General features: G+C 47.4%; 27 protein-coding genes and 1 pseudogene. 16 read left to right on the forward strand and 12 right to left on the reverse strand.

The genetic code is table 11. The features are described from left to right. The first annotated feature begins 120 nt into the window (after positions 1–120). The gene (locus tag PAV_RS08735) at positions 121–1,020 is read left to right on the forward strand and encodes an SDR family oxidoreductase (RefSeq protein ID WP_005545258.1); all 900 of its coding nucleotides are present in this window, start codon (positions 121–123) and stop codon (positions 1,018–1,020) included. A gap of 130 nt (positions 1,021–1,150) precedes the next feature. Here PAV_RS08735 and PAV_RS08740 read toward each other — a convergent pair whose 3' ends face one another. Further along, positions 1,151–1,492, reverse strand: coding sequence for a zinc ribbon domain-containing protein YjdM (locus tag PAV_RS08740; RefSeq protein ID WP_005545259.1), 342 nt, complete (start codon positions 1,490–1,492; stop codon positions 1,151–1,153). Positions 1,493–1,843: 351 nt separating this feature from the next. On the opposite strand from PAV_RS08740, the gene PAV_RS08745 reads away from it, so the two are divergent. From PAV_RS08745 to PAV_RS08755, 3 genes are all read left to right on the forward strand, one after another. After that, the gene (locus PAV_RS08745) at positions 1,844–2,923 is read left to right on the forward strand and encodes a Gfo/Idh/MocA family protein (RefSeq protein WP_005545261.1); all 1,080 of its coding nucleotides are present in this window, start codon (positions 1,844–1,846) and stop codon (positions 2,921–2,923) included. Further along, on the forward strand, positions 2,920–3,774 hold the full coding sequence (locus PAV_RS08750; RefSeq protein ID WP_005545262.1) for a Gfo/Idh/MocA family oxidoreductase: 855 nt from the start codon (positions 2,920–2,922) through the stop codon (positions 3,772–3,774). Before PAV_RS08745 ends, PAV_RS08750 begins: the two co-directional genes overlap by 4 nt. A 140-nt stretch (positions 3,775–3,914) precedes the next feature. After that, on the forward strand, positions 3,915–5,405 hold the full coding sequence (locus PAV_RS08755; protein ID WP_005545264.1) for a hypothetical protein: 1,491 nt from the start codon (positions 3,915–3,917) through the stop codon (positions 5,403–5,405). Positions 5,406–5,511: 106 nt separating this feature from the next. Here the strand turns inward: PAV_RS08755 and PAV_RS08760 are convergent, their stop codons facing one another. The 3 genes from PAV_RS08760 to PAV_RS08765 form a co-directional block, all read right to left on the reverse strand. Next, a complete protein-coding gene (locus PAV_RS08760) occupies positions 5,512–5,721 on the reverse strand; it encodes a helix-turn-helix domain-containing protein (RefSeq protein ID WP_206703677.1) in 210 nt (69 codons plus the stop codon). Positions 5,722–5,763: 42 nt separating this feature from the next. Next, entirely contained in the window at positions 5,764–5,922 is a 159-nt protein-coding gene (locus PAV_RS33270) for a DUF2975 domain-containing protein (RefSeq protein ID WP_081505703.1), read from the reverse strand. A gap of 143 nt (positions 5,923–6,065) precedes the next feature. After that, positions 6,066–6,956: a LysR family transcriptional regulator gene (locus PAV_RS08765; RefSeq protein ID WP_005545268.1), complete on the reverse strand. Its 891-nt coding sequence runs from the start codon at positions 6,954–6,956 to the stop codon at positions 6,066–6,068. A 127-nt stretch (positions 6,957–7,083) separates the two neighbouring features. Between PAV_RS08765 and PAV_RS08770 the strand changes: the two genes are divergently transcribed. The 5 genes from PAV_RS08770 (at position 7,084) to PAV_RS08790 (ending at position 12,269) form a co-directional block, all read left to right on the forward strand. Further along, complete coding sequence (locus PAV_RS08770; protein ID WP_005545270.1) at positions 7,084–7,824, forward strand: SDR family NAD(P)-dependent oxidoreductase; 741 nt, start codon at positions 7,084–7,086, stop codon at positions 7,822–7,824. A gap of 179 nt (positions 7,825–8,003) precedes the next feature. Beyond that, positions 8,004–8,996 (forward strand): helix-turn-helix domain-containing protein, encoded by a 993-nt coding sequence (locus PAV_RS08775; RefSeq protein ID WP_238555785.1) that lies wholly within the window; start codon positions 8,004–8,006, stop codon positions 8,994–8,996. A gap of 168 nt (positions 8,997–9,164) precedes the next feature. Continuing rightward, positions 9,165–10,463 (forward strand): ABC transporter substrate-binding protein, encoded by a 1,299-nt coding sequence (locus PAV_RS08780; protein ID WP_005545274.1) that lies wholly within the window; start codon positions 9,165–9,167, stop codon positions 10,461–10,463. Positions 10,464–10,483: 20 nt separating this feature from the next. Beyond that, positions 10,484–11,440 (forward strand): carbohydrate ABC transporter permease, encoded by a 957-nt coding sequence (locus PAV_RS08785; protein WP_005545276.1) that lies wholly within the window; start codon positions 10,484–10,486, stop codon positions 11,438–11,440. Between the two features lies 1 nt (position 11,441). Next, complete coding sequence (locus PAV_RS08790) at positions 11,442–12,269, forward strand: carbohydrate ABC transporter permease (protein ID WP_005545278.1); 828 nt, start codon at positions 11,442–11,444, stop codon at positions 12,267–12,269. A gap of 112 nt (positions 12,270–12,381) precedes the next feature. Here the strand turns inward: PAV_RS08790 and PAV_RS08795 are convergent, their stop codons facing one another. Together PAV_RS08795 and PAV_RS08800 are read right to left on the reverse strand one after the other, a co-directional pair. After that, the gene (locus tag PAV_RS08795) at positions 12,382–12,942 is read right to left on the reverse strand and encodes an NADAR family protein (protein WP_005545279.1); all 561 of its coding nucleotides are present in this window, start codon (positions 12,940–12,942) and stop codon (positions 12,382–12,384) included. A gap of 34 nt (positions 12,943–12,976) precedes the next feature. Beyond that, the gene (locus PAV_RS08800) at positions 12,977–13,903 is read right to left on the reverse strand and encodes a helix-turn-helix domain-containing protein (protein ID WP_005545281.1); all 927 of its coding nucleotides are present in this window, start codon (positions 13,901–13,903) and stop codon (positions 12,977–12,979) included. Between the two features lie 192 nt (positions 13,904–14,095). Here PAV_RS08800 and PAV_RS08805 point away from each other — a divergent pair, with 192 nt between their 5' ends. The 3 genes from PAV_RS08805 (at position 14,096) to PAV_RS08815 (ending at position 16,476) form a co-directional block, all read left to right on the forward strand. Then, entirely contained in the window at positions 14,096–14,341 is a 246-nt protein-coding gene (locus PAV_RS08805; RefSeq protein ID WP_005545283.1) for a hypothetical protein, read from the forward strand. Between the two features lie 50 nt (positions 14,342–14,391). After that, the gene (locus tag PAV_RS08810) at positions 14,392–15,486 is read left to right on the forward strand and encodes an ETX/MTX2 family pore-forming toxin (protein ID WP_005545285.1); all 1,095 of its coding nucleotides are present in this window, start codon (positions 14,392–14,394) and stop codon (positions 15,484–15,486) included. 297 nt (positions 15,487–15,783) lie between these two features. After that, complete coding sequence (locus PAV_RS08815; protein WP_005545286.1) at positions 15,784–16,476, forward strand: Dph6-related ATP pyrophosphatase; 693 nt, start codon at positions 15,784–15,786, stop codon at positions 16,474–16,476. Between the two features lie 77 nt (positions 16,477–16,553). Here the strand turns inward: PAV_RS08815 and PAV_RS08820 are convergent, their stop codons facing one another. Both PAV_RS08820 and PAV_RS08825 read right to left on the reverse strand, forming a co-directional pair. Continuing rightward, positions 16,554–16,883, reverse strand: a complete 330-nt coding sequence (locus tag PAV_RS08820; RefSeq protein ID WP_005545288.1) for a carboxymuconolactone decarboxylase family protein — start codon at positions 16,881–16,883, stop codon at positions 16,554–16,556. After that, positions 16,864–17,292, reverse strand: a complete 429-nt coding sequence (locus tag PAV_RS08825) for a tautomerase family protein (protein ID WP_005545290.1) — start codon at positions 17,290–17,292, stop codon at positions 16,864–16,866. The genes PAV_RS08820 and PAV_RS08825 overlap by 20 nt, the downstream gene beginning before the upstream one ends. Before the next feature lie 111 nt (positions 17,293–17,403). Between PAV_RS08825 and PAV_RS08830 the strand changes: the two genes are divergently transcribed. After that, a complete protein-coding gene (locus PAV_RS08830; protein WP_005545292.1) occupies positions 17,404–18,297 on the forward strand; it encodes a LysR family transcriptional regulator in 894 nt (297 codons plus the stop codon). 68 nt (positions 18,298–18,365) lie between these two features. Here PAV_RS08830 and PAV_RS08835 read toward each other — a convergent pair whose 3' ends face one another. Together PAV_RS08835 and PAV_RS08840 are read right to left on the reverse strand one after the other, a co-directional pair. Next, positions 18,366–18,854, reverse strand: coding sequence for a cation:proton antiporter regulatory subunit (locus tag PAV_RS08835; protein WP_005545294.1), 489 nt, complete (start codon positions 18,852–18,854; stop codon positions 18,366–18,368). Positions 18,855–18,874: 20 nt separating this feature from the next. Next, a pseudogene (locus PAV_RS08840) lies at positions 18,875–20,094 on the reverse strand (cation:proton antiporter). A 184-nt stretch (positions 20,095–20,278) separates the two neighbouring features. On the opposite strand from PAV_RS08840, the gene PAV_RS08845 reads away from it, so the two are divergent. From PAV_RS08845 to PAV_RS08855, 3 genes are read left to right on the forward strand one after another with little or no spacing between them, the layout of a single operon-like run. After that, positions 20,279–21,412, forward strand: a complete 1,134-nt coding sequence (locus tag PAV_RS08845) for a DUF418 domain-containing protein (RefSeq protein WP_005545299.1) — start codon at positions 20,279–20,281, stop codon at positions 21,410–21,412. Positions 21,413–21,427: 15 nt separating this feature from the next. Beyond that, the gene (locus tag PAV_RS08850) at positions 21,428–22,540 is read left to right on the forward strand and encodes a sensor histidine kinase (protein WP_005545301.1); all 1,113 of its coding nucleotides are present in this window, start codon (positions 21,428–21,430) and stop codon (positions 22,538–22,540) included. Next, a complete protein-coding gene (locus PAV_RS08855) occupies positions 22,537–23,142 on the forward strand; it encodes a response regulator transcription factor (RefSeq protein WP_005545303.1) in 606 nt (201 codons plus the stop codon). Before PAV_RS08850 ends, PAV_RS08855 begins: the two co-directional genes overlap by 4 nt. A 7-nt stretch (positions 23,143–23,149) precedes the next feature. Here the strand turns inward: PAV_RS08855 and PAV_RS08860 are convergent, their stop codons facing one another. Both PAV_RS08860 and PAV_RS34540 read right to left on the reverse strand, forming a co-directional pair. Further along, positions 23,150–23,734 carry a GNAT family N-acetyltransferase gene (locus PAV_RS08860; RefSeq protein ID WP_040735633.1) on the reverse strand — a complete coding sequence of 195 codons (585 nt, stop codon included), beginning with the start codon at positions 23,732–23,734 and terminating at the stop codon, positions 23,150–23,152. Between the two features lie 337 nt (positions 23,735–24,071). Continuing rightward, on the reverse strand, positions 24,072–24,545 hold the full coding sequence (locus tag PAV_RS34540) for a hypothetical protein (RefSeq protein ID WP_005545305.1): 474 nt from the start codon (positions 24,543–24,545) through the stop codon (positions 24,072–24,074). Between the last annotated feature and the right edge of the window lie 300 nt (positions 24,546–24,845).

The following is a 24,845-nucleotide window of genomic DNA, read 5'->3' on the forward strand; positions in this document are numbered from 1 at the left end:
TTCTTGCTCTAATCAACACCGCATTCCCCTTCCAGCCCTTCACCTTGCCGAAAGGTCACCAATCTGGGAGTAGGCGAATATCCTGCCTGTAAGCTTACAAAGTCACAGGAGGATCTTGTCATGATTCCCATGATTCCTTATTACAGCTATGAAACGCAATGCCGCCAATTGCCACTTCCCTTCCCACCCCAGCATCAGAATGTGCAGCCAGGACTTGAATATTTGATGTGCCCGCAGCCGATATCCGATAATCCAGGCTATAAGGGCAGCGGCAAGTTGGCGGGCAAGATAGCGATTATTACTGGTGGTGACAGCGGCATCGGACGTGCCGTTGCCATCGGCTTCGCCAAGGAAGGGGCAAATGTTGCGATCGCCTATCTATACGAGCGTTCAGATGCGGAAGCAACCCGTCAAATGGTGGAAAGCTATGGAGCGCGATGCCTGCTGCTCGAAGTCGATCTCCGTCAACCAGCATACTGCAAGGAGGTCATTCGCAGAACAATTGAACACTACGGTCGGCTCGATGTGCTCGTGCTGAACCAGGGCGTTCAGTTCCCTCAGGAGAGTTTGCTCTGCATTTCGGACGAACAGCTAGAAAATACGTTCCGCACGAACATATTCCCGATGTTCTATTTAACCAGGGCCGCCCTGCCTTACCTACAGCCGGGAAGCTCCATCATCTCTACCGCTTCCGTAACCGCATATGCCGGCGCCCCGCTGCTTGTTGACTACTCCTCCACGAAAGGAGCCGTCGTATCCTTTACACGTTCATTGTCATTACAGCTTGTCGATAAAGGCATACGCGTCAACGCTGTCGCTCCAGGACCGATATGGACGCCGCTTACCGTATCCAGCTACTCAGCCGATTACGTCTCGACCTTTGGACGCGACACCCCAATGAAACGCGCAGGCCAGCCATTCGAACTGGCGCCGACTTATATTTATTTGGCTTCCGATGACTCCTCTTATGTCACAGGTCAGGTTCTCCATGTCAATGGCGGTGTCATGACGGAAAGCTAACACAGCCAGAACAACGGTTCCAGCATGAACACTCCATTCGCTATGCAAGACTGGACTGGGCCTCCAACCCGAAGCTGCAATAAAACCCACCTTCGACACACGGTCTAGGTGGGTTTTAACTTGGGCTAGCTTATATTTTTTTGACGAATTCAGACTTCAGCTTCATCGCGCCAAAGCCATCAATTTTACAATCAATATCATGGTCGCCATCCACAAGGCGGATATTCTTCACTTTAGTTCCGATTTTAATAACGGACGAGCTGCCCTTTACCTTCAAATCCTTAATGACGGATACGGAGTCGCCATCGTTCAATATGTTGCCGTTCGCATCCTTGACGACTTTTTGATCCTCGCTGCTGCCCGCTCCTTCATTCGCAGACCATTCATGTCCGCATTCCGGGCACACCAACATATTGCGATCCTCATACGTATATTCCGACTGGCAGGCAGGGCAATTAGGCAAATTAGACATATTCCATATCTCCATTTCTTCTATTTTTTATGCAGGTAAGCTCTAAGTATATGGGATAACCTCCATAGATTCCACTATATATGGGATTTGTTCGTAATTTGTAAAATATGCGAATTGTTTGGGTTGAGGCATGAGCTTGCAGGGCTATCCTTTGTTCATCCCCTACCCAAAATGCCTGCCGCCCCCTTCCATCCGCACTCAAAAATCGAACAATAATCCCAATTTTATATACGAAAGTCAAATTAATTAAAGCGCATACATGCTACCATGAGGGTACTTGTTACCGAAGCACCATACTGAATTGGAATCTGGCTCTGTCCTATACAGACCCTAATCATTGGAGGGATTGAAATGAGTAAAACGATTGTCGCCGTTATCGGCTGCGGAACGATTGCAAATAGTGCCCACATCCCATCTTACATGGCGAATCCAGAAGTCGAAATTAAGTACTTCTGCGATATTCGCAAGGAGCGTGCAGAGCAGGCTGTTGAGAAATACGAATGCGGAGAAGCCATTGAGGACTATCATCTCATTTTGAATGATCCTGAAGTCGCAGCCGTGTCCATCTGTACCCCGAACGATTGCCACGCCTCCATCGCGATCGATTGCATGCGTGCAGGCAAGCACGTGCTCTGTGAGAAACCGGCTGCCAGAACGTACACAGAAGCACTGGAGATGCAGAAGGTTCAGCATGAGACAGGCGTGACGCTGAATATTGGGGTCGTCAACCGCTTCAACACAGGAGTAAATATTATAAAGAAAATGATCGCTGACGGCGATTTGGGCGATTTGTACCACGTCTATGTCAGCTTCCGTTCACAGCGCTCAATCCCGGGCTTGGGCGGGGACTTCACCAATAAGTCTGTCGCAGGCGGCGGTGCGCTTATTGACTGGGGCGTACATTTTCTTGATATCGTCATGTACTGCACAGGCGATCCGGAGCCGCAGACGGTAACTGGGCAAACGTATTGCAAGCTGGGCAAGGATATGGAGAACTACTCCTATCTCAATATGTGGGCAGGGCCTCCTAACTATAACGGAAAGTATGATGTCGATGACTTCGTAACCGCAATGATCAGAACCACTGGCCCATCCATTACCGTCAATGGCGCATGGGCGCAAAATATCGGCGTGGACGAGATGTACATCGACTTCCTCGGCGACAAGGCCGGCATCCGTTTGCAGTACGGTGCAGACTTCACGATTTACAGCGCAAAGCACGGCGCCTTACTGGAGAGCACACCGAAGTTCACTAAGACAGATATGTTCCAGAACGAAATTGACAGCTTTATTTCCTGTATCAAGTCTGGTGAGAAGCTGTCATCCCACATCGACACCGTCATCGTGACGGCAAAAATGCTGCAAGCAATTTATGATTCGTCCGAACAAGGCAAGGAAATCTCATTCGCCAAGGAAGGAACATTCACATGAAGAAAATCGGATTTATCGATTTTTATTTAGATGAATGGCACGCCAACAACTATCCAGCGTGGATTCGCAATGCATCCGGCGGAAACATGGAAGTGGCGTATGCCTATGGCGTGAAGGATTCTGAGCATGGACTGAGCAACAGTGCATGGGCCGACAAGCATGGCGTGCAACTGCTCGATTCCATAGAAGAAGTCGTTGAGAAAAGCGACTGCTTGATTGTGCTCTCCCCTGACAACCCAGAGCAGCATGAAGCGCTGGCTCAGTTGCCGCTGGCTTCGGGCAAGCCGACTTACATTGACAAGACATTCACTCCTGACCAAGCAGCAGCGCAGCGTCTATTCAAACGGGCGGCTCAACATGGAACACCGCTGTATTCCTCATCCGCACTGCGTTATGCAACGGAATATGCCGATGCCGAGCGTGAAGGCATTGAGGTTATTTCCAGCTTGGGGCCAGGCGCGTTCGAGAACTATTCCATTCACCAGATCGAACCGATCGTATCGCTTATGGGTGCGGATGCGAAGCGAGTAATGTCGATCGGAACTGAAACAGCTCCTGCCCTGCTTATCGAGTTTGGGAGCGGCAGACAAGCGACGATTCGCCACCTTGGCGACGAATGCCCATTTACGCTGGCAGTGAAGTACCGCTCCGGAAGCTGCCGCATTTTGAAACCGGAATCGGATTTTTTCCAGCTGTTTATGCGCGATTTAGTAGCTTTTTTCGAATCAGGCCATGCAACGGTACCGTCTGAGCACACTATCGCCATTATTTCTATTATTGAAAATGGTATGAAAGCGATGCAGCGGCCGTATGAATGGATTGAGCTGCCGTGCGCTGCCGTTCATTCGTAATCAGCAGATGGGAAGAGCGAACCATTTGCATTTCTAAGGCCGATTCGGTATAACAATTCCTAACTGAACCCATTCTTTATGGGAACTCGATCACAATGAAACAGAGGCAGCAAGAAGCGGCACATATAGGAGGTATTGCTATGTTTTCATTTCGTACATTTCGCTTATTCGGTTCGCCCGGATCTCGTGAGGTTCACATATCTCCTCCCTTCTTGCTGTCTTCCGCGGAATCTAGCACAACCAAGCATCATAAGCATTTGTGCAAAAACAACGCCAATAAACACCACGCTTCCGCGCTTGCGGGTCCCACCATACAGGTCGATCCGACATTCCGTTATTATCAGGATCGCTCAACGGCCAGCATCGCTGATGAAATGGTTCAGAATGGCTATGTGGGCGTCCATTATTTCGTCGTAAACGAAAATAACGTTAACCGCGAGCTGATTGAGGCTTTCCAGCAAAGGGGCTTGTACGTATGGGCACTCGTACTCGGCAATGGCTCCTACTCCGTAGAAGGCTTCCCTCCGGAATGGCCGAGCTGGCAAATGGAGCTGCTGAAGCCAGTGAACGATGGTTATTACCGCTTCTCGCCGCATAACAAGGATTATGTCCAGTGGAAAAAGCAAAAGCTTGCTCAATTGGTACGCGACTATCCATTTGACGGGATCGAGGTAGCAGAGCCGTATTTCCCTGAATGGGACGGAATCCGAAGAGGCGTGTACGGGGATGTCGGCCCGCTGGCGCAAGCGGCGTTCAAGGAACAGTACGGACACCCGCGTATTCCGAACTTCACCGACCCGCGCGATCCCGATTATTATTTGACCAATACAGCATTATATCGAGATTGGGTTGAATTTCGGGTCAATGCGGTGAACAGCTTCTTGAATGAGTTGATGAACGGAAAAGGCGGGGTTCGAGAAGCCAGATGCGATATTCTCGTGGCAACCTGGTCCTTAGCGATAGACGCAGGCCCTGACTCTGTTGCCAAGCTGCGCGAGCTGCAAGGTCTCGATGCCGCCGCGATGATTACAGCCGTCCATCCTGATCTGCATTTCCTGCAGACGCATTGGCCGGATTGGATGAAGCCCCAGAGCAAGCTGCCGCCGCAGTATATTCGCAGCTATCAAAATTTTGTGGATCAGATTCGAGCCGTCCACCCGGACATCCCGCTAGGAGTTCAGGCCGATATTGGCTCCACGCTCTCAATGGTGAAGGATCGGAACTGGTATCTTGAATTTGGCGAAGTAGCCCAGGATATGGGGTTCTCTACTTGGACCGCTTACGAATATCACCTCGGCAAATATATGTACGATGAAGCCCCTGTCCCTACTGCGGTCAGCAGACCCGAGCGCGACAAGGCCGTCGTATCCTTTCAAAAGCGGATTGATGAGGCTTCTGCGAAGCGTCCGGGCAGTGTGAGCATCGTGACGGGCAAGGGAGAGCTTCCTCTTCCCCCGGAAACCATTACCGTGGACGGAAATAGGCTGATTATTCACTCTGACAGGCTGCCACTGACAGAATTCTGTCTGCGGCTTCAGCATATCGCCGACACGCCTGCCTATTGGCTGTATAACAAGGATAACCCCGCCAATGTTATGAAGGGCGTTACAATTATAACAGTGCCTGAATAGAAAAAAAGCAATCAACCGGCTCCCGCGTTCTTATGGGGATAGTTGATTGCTTTTCGCATTTTTCTTGATACAATCTCTTGGGTTACAGACGAATCGCGATATTTTCTTATGTGAGAGAACGATCTGCGTGATCCCCTTCCTCTTCTACATACTCTAAAATATCGCCGGGCTGGCATTCTAAGATGCTGCATAAGGCATCCAATGTCGAGAAGCGAATCGCTTTCGCCTTGTTCGTTTTTAATATCGAAAGATTGGCCATCGTAATATCTAATCTTCTGGAGAGCTCGGTAGAGCTCATCTTTCGCTTGGCCATCATTACATCCAGATTAACTCGAATTGCCACAATGATAACCCCACTTTATATCGTTTGATCGTTTTCTTCTTTGATTCTTGTCGCCTCCTCAAATAGCTGAGCCAAGGTCAGGCTCAAAAAACCAATAGCGAGTGCAAGGAATGACACAACCACCATCGGAACGATGGTCAGTGCATCCAAAAACATGTCGTACGCATACAACAAAAATTATAGAACACCCATTAAACAAAAGAATTTCCTCATTGTAGAGATTGAATTATCGTTTGTCAATAAATATTAGCTTTAAAACAATAACACAAGCACGTTCGTTACCATTAAGAAGGCCCGTAATTGAAACTCGCATCGTGTCAGTGTCCGTTCAAATGAAGCGACCTCTTTAAAAAATGATATAACTTCGCGGCGGCCAAACTCATTCGATGCGGCTGCACTCTGCAAAGCATGCCGGTCAGCATATCGACCGAGGCTCCTTCCATTGTGCGAACCACTGTGCCTAATGGCGCAGAATCTACCATGATCTCCGGCACGAAGGCAATGCCTAGCCCGCTTTGCACATAATGCTTCAGTGCACCCATGCTCCCAATCTCCATCGTGTCTATGCCGATCTGCCCCATGTCCTGCAGGATAAAATCGAGCTTCTTCCGATAGGGACAAGCATCTGCGGTTATCAATAGGCGATTTCCCTCCAAGTCTGCTGGCTGAATGATGTCATGGGATGCTAGCGGATGATGTTCTGGCAGCAGCATGGCAAATGTTTCAAGAAAGAGTGGCTCAAAATGCAGATCGGTGCCTACCTCAGGCGACGAGCATATCGCAAAATCGAGATCGCTGTGAAGCAATTGCTCTACTAATGCAGGGGTGCTGGCGATCTCAACAGCGATACGAATTTGTGGATGGTCGCCCATGAATTCCGCTAATCTGTAGGGCAAGCGACTGCTTGCTGTAGGTTCTGTTACGCCGATTCGAACAGATCCGGCTTCTCCGTTACTCATATCCGCGATATTGCTTTGCAGTTGCTCCATACGGTGTACGATTTCCAGACTTTGCTCGTAGAACAGCCTGCCTGCTTCTGTCAGATGAATCGCCTTCCCGCGATCAAAAAGCTGTGCGCCGATTTCCTTCTCCAGCTTCTGTATTTGCATCGTGATCGTCGATTGTGCATAGTTCATTTCCTCTGCCGCTCGGATAAAGCTGCCTGATTTTACGATACATTGGAATGTTTTTAAGGTTTTGATGTCCACCAGGAATCCCTACTCATCAATTCATTTTAATTGAACTATATCTTCATTACATTCAATTATACAAATACATACGAGCTCAGTACAATGAATATGAACAGATAAAGAAAGGGAACGGGAGGGCGTAAGCATGGACTTGAAGCATAAGGTAGCATTGGTGACAGGCGGGGGTACTGGAATTGGCAGGGCGACCGCGATCGAATTATCAAAGCGGGGGGCATTCGTAGCGATCAACTATTCCCGATCCGCAGCCGATGCGGAAGAAACGGTACGAAGCATTCAAGCCAACGGCGGTCGCGCCATAGCTGTTCAAGCAGATATTTCACGGGATCACGAAGTTAAGATGATGGTGAACCAGATCGTGCATGCCTTCGGTACGATTGACGTGCTTGTAAACAATGCGGGCATTACGAAGCATATACCGATAGAGGATCTGGATGCCGCAACGGATGCGGTATGGGATGAGCTTTTTAACGTTAATGTAAAAGGGATGTTCTATTGTGCTCGGGCCGTTGCTCCTTACATGAAGCAGACGCAGAATGGCGCAATCGTCAACGTTGGCAGTATTGCCGGACAGACAGGGCTCGGTTCCTCGCTCCCCTACGCGGTATCCAAGTCGGCAGTCCATGGCCTGACCAAATCGCTGGCACGCGCACTAGCGCCTGCCATTCGAGTCAATTGCGTCGCGCCCGGTGCAGTAGCGACCAGATGGTGGCGCGGACAAGAGGAGCGAATGCAGCAGCTCGCCCCGAATCTATTGCTGCAGCACCTCTCAACATCGGAGGATATCGCACAATTCATTTGCTCCGTCCTAGAACAGGAAGCCATGACGGGACAAATCATCACGGTAGACAGTGGGCAAACCCTATAGCCTGAAAATCGGGGCCTAAGTTCTGACGATCAAGCGAATATACTACAGTAAGGCAACCAATCCTCCTGCACCTCTTCTGCGGGAGGATATTTGTCTATCATGTCTAACTTGCGGTTATCCTCCGTCAATATCGTATAGTGTGAGTGAGTTAGGCTTTCTCATTTACAAGATGAACAGGAGTGATCACATTGGATATCCAGTGGAAAACAGCCGAAATTGGCAAATGGGCTCGTTCAGGCATCATTTATTTCACCTCCAAGATGGAGATGCTTGAGGATGTTCCCTGCAAAATGTACAAGCTGCTCAGACAGCACAGCTTAACCCATCATTGTCACGACTATTTTCAAATTTGGTATGTGGCAAAGGGGAATTTCCAACATACTGTCAGCAATCGACGATTCGATATTGGAAAGGGTGATATATTTGTAATTTCCCCATTCACCGTGCACCGGATTGAAATACCTCCCGATCAAGACATTGAAGTCTATGGCTGCGAGTTTATGCCTTCTTTTATTAACGAACGCTTTGAAGAAAAACCGGTGGCTCCTCTCTTTTTTGACGTTGCCTACCTGGAATATTTCCTTCGCCGGGATGACAGCATGCAATCGAAGATTACGCTCGGACACGTTGCGGAGATTCGCGTACTCAACGTACTCAAGGAAATGCTCGCTGAATATCAACGGCGTTCTCCTTTTTTTCAATTGGTGTTGAAATCCCATTTACTTCTTCTCCTCTCCATTCTCGTAAGAGAAATTAACAAAGACGTTGTGCAAGCAGGATTTGAGAAGGAGGAGAAATACAGATCGATTATGACAGGGGTTATTGATTATATCCATGCCGCCTATCACGAGGATTTGCATTTGAATACTCTGTGTTCCTTGTCGAATTTGTCGCGGTCTACCTTTTGCAGTGTATTCAAGACGTGGACGGGCAAGACGTTCAATCGTTACCTGGCAGACCTTCGCATGTTCCATGCTCTTACCATGCTGAAGCAGCCCGAATTGTCCGTTACGGATGTCTGCTATGCGATCGGATTCAACGAACTGTCCTACTTCTGCCGCATGTTCAAGAAATACACCGGCATTTCCCCTACCTCCTACCGCAAGCAAGCGATCCAGCAAGAGCCATGCACGCATACGATAATCCCACTTTTACACACAAATTTGAAATAAAATAAAGCGCATACATGCTACCATGGGGATACTTCACACGAATAAGGAGGGAATTGACGACTACTCTGAATACACGGTATTGCTTATCACAAGTAGACTGCCTTCGAATCTAAAACTGTATAATCGGTGTCGATAATACCCATTTCTGAGTGTTGAGGGGGAATAAGCATGAAAAGAAAGCCAATGAAGTGGTGCCTTGCACTGATTGTTGCGTTCTCCTTGCTTGCTGGCTGCTCCGGGGGAAGCACATCCGGTGAAGGAGGATCGACTGGCAATTCGGACTCCAAAGATAAGGTAGAGCTCAGCTTCTGGTATGGGTGGACCGGGCCGGAGGCCGCTGCACTGGAAAAGCTGATTGCCAAGTGGAATGCCTCCAACTCTGATATTCAGGTAAAAGGGCTGTCTCAAAGCGACTATCAGAAGCAGCTCACTGCAATTACAGGCGGCAATCCTCCCGATATCGCCTCTCAATTTGGGCAAAATGTCGTGCCTTGGGGGCTTCGTGGCGCGATGATGCCGCTTGACGATTATATTTCCAAGGACAGTGTCGATCTGAAAGACTTTGTTCCTGCCGCGCTCAGCATCTCGCAACATGAGGGCAAAACCTATGCCTTTCCCATTGCCATGCACGTCACGATGCTGTTCTATAACAAGGATATCTTAAAGGAAGCCGGCTTTAATGGCCCGCCAGAGACGATTAGTCAGCTCAAGGCGTATATTAAGGCACTCAGTATCGTGGAGAATGGAGGACGGCTGCAGCGGCTTGGACTATGGCCGGGAATGGACACGTACACCTTCGCCAATGCGTACAACGGTTCGTTCTATGATGAAGCTGCAAAGCAGGTTACACCCGACAACCCTGGTGTCAAATCAGCTCTCGAACTATCCAAGGGCATTTGGGATCAATACGGCTCAGCTAATCTGGATCGCTTCTCTTCCGGTCTCGGACAATATATGTCCGCCCAAAATCCATTCTTCTCCGGCAAGTACGCGATGACGATCGACGGCGAATGGCTGCCGACCTTCATTAAGCAGTTCGCTCCGAATTTGAACTACGGTATTGCTCCCATTCCATATGATGAAAAGCATTCTGAGCGGAAGAACCCCGGCAATGTCACGACGAGCGTGTTCTATATTCCGAAGGGTGTAAAGCACCCAGACGCTTCATGGAAGTTCCTGAAATGGATGACGGAGCCGCAGCAGATGGCCGAGTTCACCGCTGCGATTGGGAACCTGCCAACGAGACTGTCCGCGCTGAAGGATCCGGTCTATCATGACGTACCTGGATTCAAAGAGTTCCTAGACTACTCTACAAGCAAAAACCTGCGTTCCTTCCCCGCTACTTCCTTCGCCAATGAGTACATTGCCGAGTTCGCAGTACAGGTTGACGCAATTTTAAGGGGAACTGTCAGTATGGAGGAAGGTTTGAAGAAGGTGAAAGACAAGATTCAGCCACTCGTCAAATAGAAGCCGTTGGGAGGGTACTTATGATGAACATCTCCCCAGTCGTTGTCCCGCAACAAAAGAAAACAGGCTGGACGAAGAAAGAGCGGCATGTCTTCTTTCTCGGTCTGGCATTTGCGTCGCCTTGGATTATTGGTTTTCTAGCCTTTACTGTCTATCCATTCTTCGGCTCCTTGTACTTCAGCCTGACCGAGTATGATCTGTTCCGTTCCCCGCAGTGGGTTGGCCTACGCAACTATGAGCACATTTTCGCAGACGAGAGCTTCTATCGTTCACTTGGCAATACACTGTTCATGACCTTTATATCCGTACCCATCACGCTCATTGTATCCCTAATGATCGCGCTGCTTCTGAACACGAAGGTGAAGGGAATTAATTATTACCGGACGATCTTTTACTTGCCGTCTGTCATTCCGATCGTTGCCAGCGCCCTCTTGTGGACGTGGATGCTGAACCCGGATTTCGGCTTAATGAACACGATTCTGCGCTCCCTAGGCCTTCCCGACCCCGCTTGGCTGCTGGATCCGCAATATACGAAGCCTTCTTTAATTTTAATGAGCTTATGGGGAACCGGGGCAGGGGCCCTCATCTTCCTCGCTGCCCTTCAGGGCGTTTCAAAGCAGTATTACGAAGCGGCTCAAGTCGATGGAGCCAACTGGTGGCATCGATTTTGGAACATTACGATTCCGGGACTCTCGCCGATCATCTTGTTCCAGCTCATTATGGGGTTGATAGGATCGTTTCAGATTTTTACAGAATCGTACATTCTGGCTGGGGGGAAGGTAGATGGGGGGAAATCGCTCGGCGGGCCAGATCAATCCTTGCTGTTCTATACGGTCAATTTGTATCAGGAAGCATTCGTTTACTTGAAAATGGGCTACGCCTCTGCCCTTGCCTGGATTCTATTCATCATCGTACTGCTCATTACATTCGTACTCTTGAAGACCTCGGCACGATGGGTCTATTACGGAGGTGACTAATATGGCCTCGAAGCTTCGGAAATCCATTTTGTCGCATGCCGTGCTGATTCTGTTCTCCATTTTGTTTCTGTTTCCGTTCTTATGGCTGGTCATGACCTCGTTGAAAACGCCAGACGAGATTTTCCAGCTTCCGCCCAGTCTCTTGCCCGACACCTTTCAATGGTCCAACTATGCTGCAGCGTTGGAGACAATCCCTTTCGCCCGCTATATGACGAATACACTCCTCATCTGCGCCATTAATATTGTCGGACAATTATTCGCCGCGCCGCTCGTCGCCTATTCGATATCCAGAATTCCATGGAAAGGGCGCGGTATCATCTTCTCCATCGTTGTCGCCACCATGATTTTGCCCGCTCAGGTGCAGCTTATCCCGCAATACATCATTTTCACGAAGCTTGGGTGGGTAAACACGATATTGCCGCTGACGATCGGCGCCTTCTTCGGGGCTCCCTTCTTTATCTTCCTTCTGCGCCAATTTCTCATGGGGGTACCCACAGAGTTATCCGAGGCCGCCAAGATAGATGGTGCTTCTGAAATCCGGATTTATATCCGCATCATTTTGCCGATTTTGAAGCCTGCGCTCGTGACGGTAGCCTTATTCTCCTTCGTCTGGTCGTATGTAGATTTTATGGGGCCGCTTATTTATTTGAATGATTCAGCAAAATGGACCATTACGCTCGGCCTGCAGGGCTTCCAGCAAGACCACGGCGCACAGTGGGAGAAGCTTATGGCTGCCTCCACCATTATGACGCTGCCGATGATCATTCTCTATTTCTTCGGACAGAAGTATTTCATGCAGTCTGGATCGGCCTTGACCGGGTTTAAATAAAAGAGGGGGGAGATTGGAATGAATCGCAATCATTAACTAAATAGCAGATAGGCTGAGAGGCTGCCCTTCGAATCGTACATGAATCGTTGGGGCAGCCAATTCAGCTTGGTCTTTATTTGGTTTCATTCGCTAACAACTGATCCCTCACCTCAGTCAAGGCGAAGCCTAGCAGGTTGGTGCCCCGCCATTTCATCGGGTTCTCCACGTCAGGATGATCCTTCGCCATGCCAATCCCCCATATCCGATCAACGGGGCTCGCTTCTACCAAAATACGCTGCTTAGTGCCTTTTATAAATGCACACAGCCCCTCGTTTTGCGAAAACTTTGCAAGATTGCCCCGCTTCACGATATCATAGCATTCGCGATTCCATACGTCGTTATCAAAGCGTTTTACGGCCCGCCCGAAGGCTTTCATTTGTTTCGGGTGCTTCGCATTCATAATGGCTTCCAGCATCTCGTCATCGCCGAACAGCCGCGCTTTTTCTGCCATCATGTACTGCTCAGTACAGCGATATTTATGGCCGTCTATCGTAAAGCTAGAGTTCCACCACTGGCTGAAGCAGCTCTGATTGATGCTTCCATCTGCTGGAGGCGTATGTCCCCAGAAAAATAAGTATTTGATCTTCTTCCCCGCCTGATGCGCTTTCTGCAAATCTTCCAGATTATAAATCATACTATCACCTCCATTAGTTCCTCTCCCCATTGTACTATAACGGAGTGAATTCCCCTTCCTTTCTATCCTGGTTACAATGCACCCCAAGCTTAAACTCCTTTATTTTCATTTCTACAAAACGCTGGAAGTTGTATTGTTTCTTGAGTTTAAACAGCATAATGGCTTGCTCGAAATCCTCTAATGCCGCTTGATGCTGATGTAAAAAATAGTGATTCAACCCTTTTTCATAATACAGTTCGCCAAAAAGATAGAGAGAATTATATTTCAAGCATTGTTCAATTCCTTGGCTGCAATAGTGTATACAGGCGTGATAATCATGATTTCTCGATAATGAGCGTGCAAGCGCGTAGATGTTTTTGATAGGAAGTGTCCTGTCTTCGATATAGTAATGCCGATGAATGTGGCGGTATGTCCATTTCAAAATGCGGAGTGCCTTGCGATTCTGACCGGATTCAGATAATAAAATGCTGATGCTATTCATAATCGTAAGTTCCTGTTCCGAACAAAACTTCAAACATTTGCACGTTTTTCTTAACGACGTTTTGAGCAGCATGAAGCTGAAATGAAAGTCCTTATAAGAGTAGTAATGTGATATGGCTTTTGCCCAAAGGAGGAATTGTTGATCTTCGGGTGCTTTAAAAAGATGGCTTTCTTCGTCCAGTATCTTTATGACTTGATCGAAATCATTTTCTTGAATAAACGAGTGGACAATAAATTTAATATTATTTTTATAGGGTATATTGGAATCATTGTGACTATCAAACAAATATTTCACATTGACTCTTAGTTTTTTTGACAATAAATACAAAATAAAGCCAGACGGCATTTCTCTGCCATTTTCAATGTTGCTGATATGAGGCTGCGTACAAATTCCTTTCGCCAACGCCTGTTGACTCAATCCTCGCCTTAGGCGCAATTCTTTAATAATTTTCCCGATTTCGCTTGCATTCAACGTATACACCACATGATCTCCCCTTTGCCGACTTCACTTGGTATCTAAGATGTGGAGAAGATAAGTTTGACATCCCGCCGCAAGAATTGCATTGCCCCCAATTCTATTTTTGGAAGATAGAGTCACATTTTAATGGATTTTCGGTAATGATTTTTATACTTTTCGACTGATGCAGTACAGTTTCCGGTCGGATTCACATGATTGGAACACAATATAACTATCCTTATTTATCGCTCGGATTCGAACCGTGTTATCGTTGAGTTAGCAACAGTGAATAACAAAAAGGTAGGACGAAAGGAGGAGGAGAATGCGGAAGATAGCGAGCGCCTTTTTGGTTTTGCATTGTTTTTCGGTTATCAGCAAGCAGCTTTGTCCGGCGCCGACTCATCGCCCACGGTCGCAAAAGGGGACTTGCGGGGCGACCATCATCTGATTGGAGGGCACTAGGCACTAGACAGTAGGTACTGATCTTCTAAACAAAAAGGAGGACACATGAAATGCTTGAAAAAAACAAGAAAAAACTAATCGCTGGCGCGCTGGCCTTAAGTATGGTTCCAGCATGGGCTTTGCCGGCCATGGCTGCGGATCTCGCTCCGGTACAGAGCGTTGCCATTTCATCTTCCGAAATTGCGGTTCCGTTTGCAGAATCATATATCGATACGGTATATCTGAGAATCAAAGAGAGAGATAGACAGGCAAAGATGACGAACCAGCCTATTAATATGCAGGAACAAATATTGGATAGCTGGTTCCTGGCTAGATACTGGATTCTGAAAGATCAATCCTCCCACCAATCCAACCGGTTTATTTCCTGGTTCAAGGACAACCTGGCAAGTTCCAGAGGCTATGACAGCGTTGCCGAGCAAATGGGATTAAAAATCGAAGCGGTTAATGATATGAATGTATCCAATATTCAGTACACATCAAATACAGGGGATACGATATATCGCGGCACTTCGGAATTGACGAATTATACTTCCTCAACACAGAAAATGAAAACAGACAGCTTCCAAAAGGATTACACAAAATCCCAAGCCATTTCCGTCACGAACGGCTTGCAGCTAGGATTTAAAGTGGCTGCCAAAGGCGTAGTCGCTTTGGCAGGGGCCGATTTTGAAACGAGCGTAACCTATAACTTATCCACTACCAAGACGGAAACGTATACGGAATCGGATAAATATACCGTTCCTTCCCAAGAAGTCACGCTTCCGCCAGGTCATAAAGCGGTCGTCACGCATGATCTGAGAAAGATGGTATACTCCGGAACGCACGATCTGAAGGGAGATTTGAAAATCACCTTCGACGATAAAGAATTGGTTCAAAAATTCTATTACCCGAACTATAAAACAATCACGTTAGATGACGCACGCAATACAATCAATGCGATAAGCCAATGGAACGGCTGGCCGAAAATAGACTTATACCAAATGATGGGTCCTCGCAATTATTTAAAGAATGGAACGACGTTGTACATCGATACCCCGGTGCAGTTCACTTTTAATGGAGCTACTCCTTATTATCGAGCTGACTTCAAAGAATATGACAAGGACGGCAATTTGGTCCAATCCAAAATGATTGCGGAGTTTGAGTAATCCTTGGTGCCTCCCCCTCGTTTAAATATAACAGCACCTAGATGGCCTGACATCCACCTCTCTCGCAAAGTAAAGTGAGAGAGGATTTTCATGTTATAGAGTCGATTTCAGGCTGCTCCTTTCCCCAATGTAACTGCAACTTGTCAAGATTACCCACTCTATACTGAACCTTCATGCCCTTTCTTCGATCTGTCCGTGTTAAAATGACATCAATTACATGCATAACTTCGTATATCTTATACAATTGGCATATTCCAGTCAGCGTATAACGCTTTAAACAGCAAAGGAGAGAAAATCATGACAGACGCAGCAACTTGGAAAAACGGGGCTGACGGACATACATTCATCGCTTCCTTCAGCGGCGGGAAGGACAGCACGTTGGCACTGTATAAAGCCATGCAAGCCGGCGAAGCGGCAGGATTGATCGTCATGCTGGAAGAAGAAGGCAAGCGCTCTCGTTCCCACGGTATGCCCCCCGAGTTGATTCGGGCTCAAGCAGAAGCCATTGGATTGCCCGTGTTAGCGGGTGCGGCGAGCTGGACAGACTATGAGTCTGTCTTTATGGGTCTGTTAGCGGAAGCGAAGAGTCGCGGAGCCGAAGTATTAGTAACCGGAGACCTGGATGTGCCCGAACACGGCTGCTGGCATGACCGAGTGACGAAAAATGCAGGGCTAGGCTTAGGAATGCCGCTATGGGGGATGGATCACCTGGAAGCTGTACAGGAGTTTATTAACCTTGGCTTCGTTACCATTCTGGTGACTGTAAATCTGTCAAAGGGCATGAAGGAAGAAGATTTAGGGCGAGTGCTGACTCATGAGTTCGTGGACGAGCTTCTCGCACGCGGCATCGATCCATGCGGCGAAGGCGGAGAGTTCCATACAACGGTAATTGATGGTCCAATTTTCAAGCAACCAATTCCGGTTCGAAAATGCGAGATCGTGAGGGATGGAGATTACGCCTTCTTGCCTTTAGAGCTGCAAAACACTTAGGGGCAGCCATAACTGATGAAACGCTAAAAGCACAGTTCTTAGCCATTCACTAGGTTCTGTGCTTTTTCTATCCTTGATCACCCCTTATTCTCGAAGACCGTCTCTACAACCTGCAGCGCTGAAGCAGCTCGCGGCCAGCCTGCATAATACGCCAGATGCGTTATCGTTTCCACGATTTCCTCCTGCTGCAGTCCATTCTCTACCGATAGGCGCAAATGATAAGGAAGCTGTTCTGTCAATCCGCCCGCAACTAACGCAGAAATCGTGACTAGACTCCGATCCCGCAGCGACAACTGCTCTCGTCGCCACAAGTCCCCGAACAACACATTCTCTGAGTAATCAATAAATGCCGGTGCTAATTTCCTTAACGACTCGCTTGCATGTGGTTTAATTGCTCGATGCGCCATGCCCAGCATCCCCCTTTTTCTGACGATCCAGCATTTGAGCAATGCCGTTGCCGAACGACCAATCATCGAATTCATTATCGACAAGCACGACAAATACATCCTCTTTCCTTATGCTCACCGTATTTGACAGCTCCTTCGCCAGCATCGCATAAAAGCCTATTTTCTGCTGTTCCGTCCTCCCTGATTTAAGTGTGATTTGTATATAGAGCAAGCCTTCGCTCCGTTCAACATTCAAGTAGTTCTTGCTAAAGAAAAATTCCCCCGCCCGATGCGCATGGAAAACTTGAAAATAATCATCTTCCGGCACTTTGAAGTGTTTAATCAAAGCGTACATGATTGTCTTACTGATTTGTTCAAGTTGACAGGTGTCGTATTGCCCCTCCATGTAACTGACCCGAATGAATGGCATGTTCGATCAACTCCTTCTCTGAGATGCCTCCATTGTACGCCTGGGAAAATCATTTGTATAATTGAATAAAATCATAATCTTGTTCGATTATTTCGATAGAGGTGTCAGCCAGTGGATCTCAAAGAACTAACCGCGTTCAAAACCATACTTGAAGAAGGGACATTTTCCCGAGCAGCCGAGAAATTAAATTACGCCCAATCAACAATTACAAGTCAAATTCAACGTTTGGAAAAAGAGCTGGGCATACCCTTGTTCAACAGAGGCTGGGATGCGGAATTGACCCATGCCGGCCACATGCTGGCAGCGGAAATCGACAGTCTCATACAGCATTGGAACTATGTCGCGGAACAAGCGAAGGCATTGCAGCATGACGAAATTGAATCCATGCGGATAGGAGGCATTGACTCCATGATGGAGACGGTTTTTCCGAACGCCTTGCGGAGATTCCGGGAGCATAAGCCGAACATGCACTATCATGTCGTGACGGGAAATACCGATTTCCTTTCGCATTCCATCCTGCAAAAAGAGCTGGACTTTGCCATCTGCGGCGAGCCGTCTGACGCATCTCCCTTCTATTTTCAGCCGCTGTATCACGAGAAGATCACTTTCATAGCAGATAAAAGGCATCCATTGTGTACACAGCAAACCATTTCATTGGATGAGCTTCTTCATTACCCGATCATAGCTGGGGGGCCAACCTGCTTGTATTCTTTGCGTCTAGCAAAGCATTTTGCCAGATTCGAATCGTCGCCCAACCTAAACACCATAAGTCAAATATCCTCGATTCCTCACTTTGTGAAGAACACTTCTTCCGTGGGGGTTGTATTGGATACGACATCGCTGATAAAGGAAGTCGCAGCAATTGACGTCAACATGGCCGAGCCCCTCATTCAAATCGGTATCCTGCAAAAAAGAGGCGGCCAGGAGTATACGCAGAGATCCTCTGTTCATTTGCTCATGAAAATCATCAGAGAAGAAATTGAAGGAAGAAGTAAGAAAGGGTAGGTTATTTCATTGGAATAAAAAAGCACCCGCTGTTGACCATGCAGATGCTCTCGTTTCACAATTATTGGTTATCCTTGAGCGAGCAGCTCTTTGAGCTGCTTGATTTGTTTGCGCTCTCCTGCAATCACAAGCGTCATATTGGGCGTAAGCCGTACCTCAGGATCAGGATTGATATACTGCTTTCCTTTTTCTATAGCAGCCAGGATCGTCGCTCCCGTGCGCTGACGGATTTGCAGCTCAGCAATGGATTTATTAATGCATGGAAAGGACTGCCCCACCTTGCACCATTCAATGACCAGTTCATCAAGCTCCACCTGGATGGTATCCAACGCCTTGGGCTTATAGCTCATGCCGCCGATAATAGAAGCAAGCTGCCTTGCTTCTTCGTCCTCCAGTGTCACTTGGGAAATGCTCATCTCTGGATCATTATCTTCAAAATGATAGACTTCCCTTCTGCCATCATCATGAATAACGACGACTACCTTATCTCCCGAAACGGTCTCCATCTGATACTTTTTTCCGATTCCCGGCAGTTCGGATTCCCTTATCGTTGCCATATGGCCATCTCCCTTCAATCCTATTTATTTTCGATGTTTGCTTTCTCTTTGGTGCTGCTCCATTTAAATATCCGGTTCAGTCCACCATACACGGATTTCGACTCTTTTGCCAGTAGCGGTCCAACAATCGCCAGCACGAGAACATACAGAGCGGAAAAGGGCTTCAACAAGGGCATCAATCCAGCTGAAATACCGAGGTTCGCGACAATAATCGTAAACTCTCCGCGAGCCATGATCGTAAGTCCAATATTCGTTGATGCTTTATAGGTTAGTCCTGCCTGACGCCCTGCCATCCAGCCTGCAACCATATTGGATACCACCGTGAGCAGCACAGCTCCTATCGCCATCCAAGCAGCATCGCCCAGCGTCAGCGGATCAATGCTAAGACCGAAGCTGAAGAAAAAATGGCGCCAAAGAAGTCACGGAATGGCACAACCAGATGCTCAATTCGCTTGCTGTGCTCGGTCTCGGACAAAGCAAGTCCAAATAAGAGCGCGCCGATCGCTTCGGCTACATGCAGCGTCTCCGAGAACCCCGCAATGAAAAATAGCAAGGAAAACACAACTATAATAAATATTTCACTTGAGGTGATGTTCAACAGCTTATTTAATAAAGGCGGTCCTACTCTTGCGATAATGAAAAATACAAGCATATACCCCATTGAAATACCTACGGAAAGCAGCACTCCCCCAACAGAAGTTGCCCCTCCAAGCAGAAGGCCCGACATGACGGATAGAAACACGGCCAAGAAGAGATCGTCGAACAAAATCATGCCCAATATTAACTCTGTCTCGGAGTTGCCTGTGCGCCTGAGATCAACCAACACCTTGGCTACGATGGCAGTGGAGGATACAGACATCATTCCTGCAACGATTAACGTTTCATACAGCGGAAAATGAACCAAGAAGCCGTATACCATTGCCAGCAAAAAATTCAATACAACATATACGGTACCGCCAAATACAATATTGCGGCCTGACTTAATCAGCTTCGAGACCGAGAACTCCAGCCCAATGTAGAAGAGTAGGAACAGAACCCCCATGCGTCCGAGAAAGGATATAATGGACTGACTTTCCACAAAGGTTAAGTCGAACAAGCCGATCACGGGAGCGTGCGGGCCGACTAACATACCGAGAACGATGAGAAATGGAATGATCGAGAATTTGAGTTTACCCGCAAGCAGCGAAGCGGCGGTAACTAACAGCAAGGCGGTTCCAACCTGAAAAATCATATGATCCATATGGCGGCTATCTCCCTCTTTCAAGATCCTGTAGTCTTATCCTGCGCAACAATATTCCTTGCTATCCAAATCCAAACAATATGACACCTGTCATCTCGATTTCTTTACAGCTGTGAATGTTCCGCCGCCCCTCTTCCCCACTACAATAAAGCTGCATGATGATATGAGGGAAGGATGAGTACATGTGGAACAACGTCAGGAGAGAATCCGTCTGCTCGATATATTGCGGGGATTCGCGATTCTGGGCACATTGGGGACAAATATTTGGATATTTGCACATCTAGGAGATTTATCTTATCTCACTACGTATGCTTATACGGGCTGGTGGAAGCTTGATGATCTGCTCCGTATGATCGTATTATTTTTCGTAAATGGCAAGATGCTCGGCTTATTAACGATCATGTTCGGAGTAGGCATGGAAATGAAATACCGGCAAGCGAAGCGTACAGGCAAGGCCTGGCCGGGCGTGTATATGTGGGTTCTTCTTATTTTGCTATTGGAGGGCTTGCTTCATTTCGTGCTCGTCATGGAGTATGACATCTTAATGAGCTACGGCATAACAGGCATGATTGCCGCCTTCATTATTCGAGGTGGAGATCGCGCCATATCCATCACGATGAAAGTGATTGGCAGCGTACATGTCATCGTAATATTAGGCATGCTTCTGCTTGGGTTAATGGGCGCCAATATGTCACTGGGGAACTTTGACCAGGTGGTCGCCCTTTACCGAGACGGTTCATGGCTGGATCAAGTCCAATACCGACTGTCTCATTTTGTACAGCTTCGATTTGAACCCCTTTTTGTCATCCCATTGAATGTATTTCTATTTTTGCTTGGCGTTCGCCTTATGCGCTCCGGAGTGTTCGCTCCAGATGGGAATGGGCAGCGTCAACGTAACAAGCTTCTGAAGCTGAGCCTCTACGCCGGGGTGCCATTGAACCTGCTTATCTTCATACCCGGCGGCATTTTCGATATGCCTGTCCGCTATTTATTTGCCCCATTTCTATCACTTGGGTATATAGCCATTATTGGTAAAATGATACAATATAATAAATGGGATCGGCTGTGGCGTCTGTTTGAGAACACAGGGAAGATGTCGTTAAGCTGCTATGTGATGCAAAATGTGATTGCATCTATGCTCTGTTATGGCTGGGGCCTAGCATTTGGCGGCAAGTTGAATTCTTTCATCATTATCGCAATTTGGATTGAGATTTCCGTATTCCAGCTATGGTTTGCTTCAAGGTGGCTGCGGGTCTTCAAGCTTGGCCCTATGGAGTCTGTCCGCAAGCGTGCGGTAGGCATTTTTCAATCCAGGTGAATCTGGAGGCTATCGATGAAGATCTACCCAAGAGATCAGATCAAACATTTTCTGCTCATAGATGTAATTGCGATCGTATATTTGTGCTACTTCGTCCTAAGCACGCGTTCCGATCTTGGTCTCTTGGGATCCCTTATGATCCTAAGCGTATTTTTGATTTCCTTCTATATTGCATTATGGCATCGGAATATATATCTGCTAGCAGCTGTTGTATCTGGTCTCGGTACGATTGCGGTACTCAGTATCTATATTGACCCCAATCTTCTCATGTTCGGATTTATATTTGCCGATCTGCTGGGCAGATCGAAGTCCAAATGGCAAATCGGCGTCGGAACTGCAGCCATAGCCCTTGCGCTAGTTGCAGGATGGGGAGGAATAGGTAATTTTATTGCCAATCATATCATGTATCTCCCCATTATGATTATCCAGATGCTCCTGCCCTCTATTTTATACATAAGAGCGAGAGCCGCCAGCCTACAAGGTCAACTGGACGCTGCCAATGAACAGCTTGAACACTATGTCCTGCAGGAGGAAAGACACCGCATCGCGCGCGATCTCCATGATACGCTGGGGCAAACCTTAACGATGATCAAATTGAAAAGCGAACTTGCTGCCAGATGGGTAGATAAAGACCCTGTGCAGGCCAAGGAAGAGCTGAAGGACATCATGGACACATCGCGAATTGCCTTGAAGCAAGTGCGGGAACTCGTTTCCGAAATGAAGTTCATATCACTATCGAGCGAACTGGCGCACTCGCGCAAGCTGCTGCATACGGCTGGCATTGAGCTTGAAATTGTAGAGCAGGGGACTCCCCCACTGCTGTCCAGTGTCGAGGAAACGATGATGGCTCTCTCTGTGCGGGAAGCAGTTACAAATATGATTAAGCATAGCCAGGCTCAGCACTGCACGATACGGCTTCAGGCAGCAGATAGCAGATATACCATATGCATAACGGATGACGGTATCGGGCTGAATCAAAAAGAAGGCGGGAATGGCATTCTGTCAATGAAGGAGCGAATGCAGGCGCTGAACGGCACTCTTACTGTAGAATGCTCGTCTACCGGAGGGACTGCGGTTACAATGATGCTCCCCCTTTATCAACTTAGAAAGGAGAGTGCTGCTACATGATCCGTGTTGTGATTGCTGAGGATCAGCAGATGCTGCGTGGTGCCTTTGCCTCATTGCTGAAGTTTGAAGACGATATTGAAGTATTGGCGGAAGTGGCGGACGGAAAGCAGGCATGGGAAGCCATTCAGCAGCATAAGCCAGACGTATGCGTGGTGGATATTGAAATGCCGCACATGAACGGCTTAGAGTTGGCAATACAGATCAGAAACGCCAACCTTCCCTGCAAAATCATGATCGTTACGACCTTTGCCCGGCCTGGTTATTTGCAAAAGGCAATGAATGCCCAAGTGAATGCCTATCTGCTTAAAGATGAACCGATCGACTATCTGATTGAGTCCATTCGCAGAGTGATGGCCGGAGAACGGGTAATCAGTACTGATCTGGCTGCGGTACTCTTTATGAACAATGAGAATCCATTAAGCGAGAGAGAAGCTGAGATGCTGCGGCTTACGAAGGAAGGCATGACGACTAGTGAAATCAGCAAATCCCTCTTCCTGACGATTGGAACGGTACGAAATTATCTGTCTTCTGCTATTCAAAAGCTGGATGCCGAGTCGAGGCAGCAGGCCGCGGCCATTGCCGAGGAGAAGGGATGGCTTTGAACCATCCCTACAGAAATTGTCCGACAGGGAGATCAAGATTGATCGTTGTGTGGCGCAGCATCTTCTTGTGGGCAATTGCCTTTGCTGAAAACAGGCGCATCAGCACGACGACCTGCAACGAGTCGCTTGTTAACGCCCCTTCATCACGAGAGCCAATGAGGCTCACGTCGGGCACAGCCGGCCAGGAGCCGGCACGATGGTAGAAATCTGTCAGCGATGGATTGCAGGTAAATATGCCGAGATCCACGCCGCTCTGCTCCATCCATCGGGTGGCGGCAGCGACCGTTTTGAGCCCATATCCCAGATCGCGATAATCAGGGTCAGTCGCTACGCAGCTAAGCCCTGATAGAACGAACCTCTCTCCCTTATGCTCGATCGCTTTGGTGATAACTCCTGTATAGCTGACTAATTTTCCATCTGCATAGGCATAGAAGGAACGCGCATTCAGCGCTTCATCATGGGCGGTCGGAATCGTATCCTCCGGCAATCCATCCTCCTCCGGCCATACGCGATTAAGTAAGACGGCAATCTCTCTCCGCAGGGTTGCAGGTGCCAGATTATAATTTATTGATAGTACGGTAATAGTCAATATCAGTTCTCTCTTTCACGTTTCGACGCAGGAAACGAAAATTAGGAGCAACTCGTTTCTGTCACTTCTACTGTTATTTATAGAATCATTTTTACTCAATCTATCAATATGATAGATATTATTTTAGTTTTTTGATTACTTTATAAACAATAAAAACAAATAATGCTGCCGCTAAATACGGCAGAACTAGAGTAATTATCCCCATTAGACAACCTCCTCCTCTGCCCATAACGATGTACTTACCAGTCTCTTTCGAGAATTTCACCCTAAAGATCACACCCATGCTGGGCGTACAATTAAAAAGGGCTATCCTCTTTTTATGAAAGCTATTCCCTTTTGTTTACTTTATATCTTGACTCCACTCTTGATAGTGAGTAGGCTCTTTATAGGTACCAGTATACGAACCATATGAGTCCCCAGAAGGCCAGTCAACCCCGGTTATTTTAAAACTACCATAATCTCTAAACCCTGTGAAATAATGGTTTCTAGTGATGTAAGGAGAACCTTCAGATGGGCCAGTCCAAGTTTCTTCTTTGGAATATGTTCTCGATTCTTCTTCGGTTACGCTAGCATCTAATTTGCTAGAAGCTCCTGATGGTATAGATACTCCTCCACTCCAAGATACACTTCTTGTTGTCTTTTTTGTAACTGAACTTGATAATTTTTTTGATGCTCCACGTGCTACATAAATAATTAATTGCGCCTGATCGGGATTATTATGTGTTATTACTCTTAACAACTGATCAGTCAACGCTTGTGTCATACCAAGCGGAAGGTGTAAATCTTTCTGTTTGTGGAGAAGCATATACAACATTGTGAATCGTTACGTCTCCACCCCCGTTTGCTTGTGCTTGTCTGGCAATCGTTTTCAATTCTTCTTGAGAAACCTTACCGACCACATTATCAGACAACTTGATGCTTACTCCATTAACCTAAACACTGTAAGCAACATGATTTTTTGGTGTACTTTCTTGAGCGGATGAGACTGCAGCAAAACAAAGAAAATACTAGACATAAAGACAATGAGAGACCCAAAATCTTTTTCACATACCTACCTTCATAGGTGTTTTTTCTTAAATACGTAACATAACACATTAAAGGGGATTATTATTTT

The organism is Paenibacillus alvei DSM 29, from assembly GCF_000293805.1.
Classification (GTDB): Bacteria; Bacillota; Bacilli; order Paenibacillales; family Paenibacillaceae; genus Paenibacillus_B; species Paenibacillus_B alvei.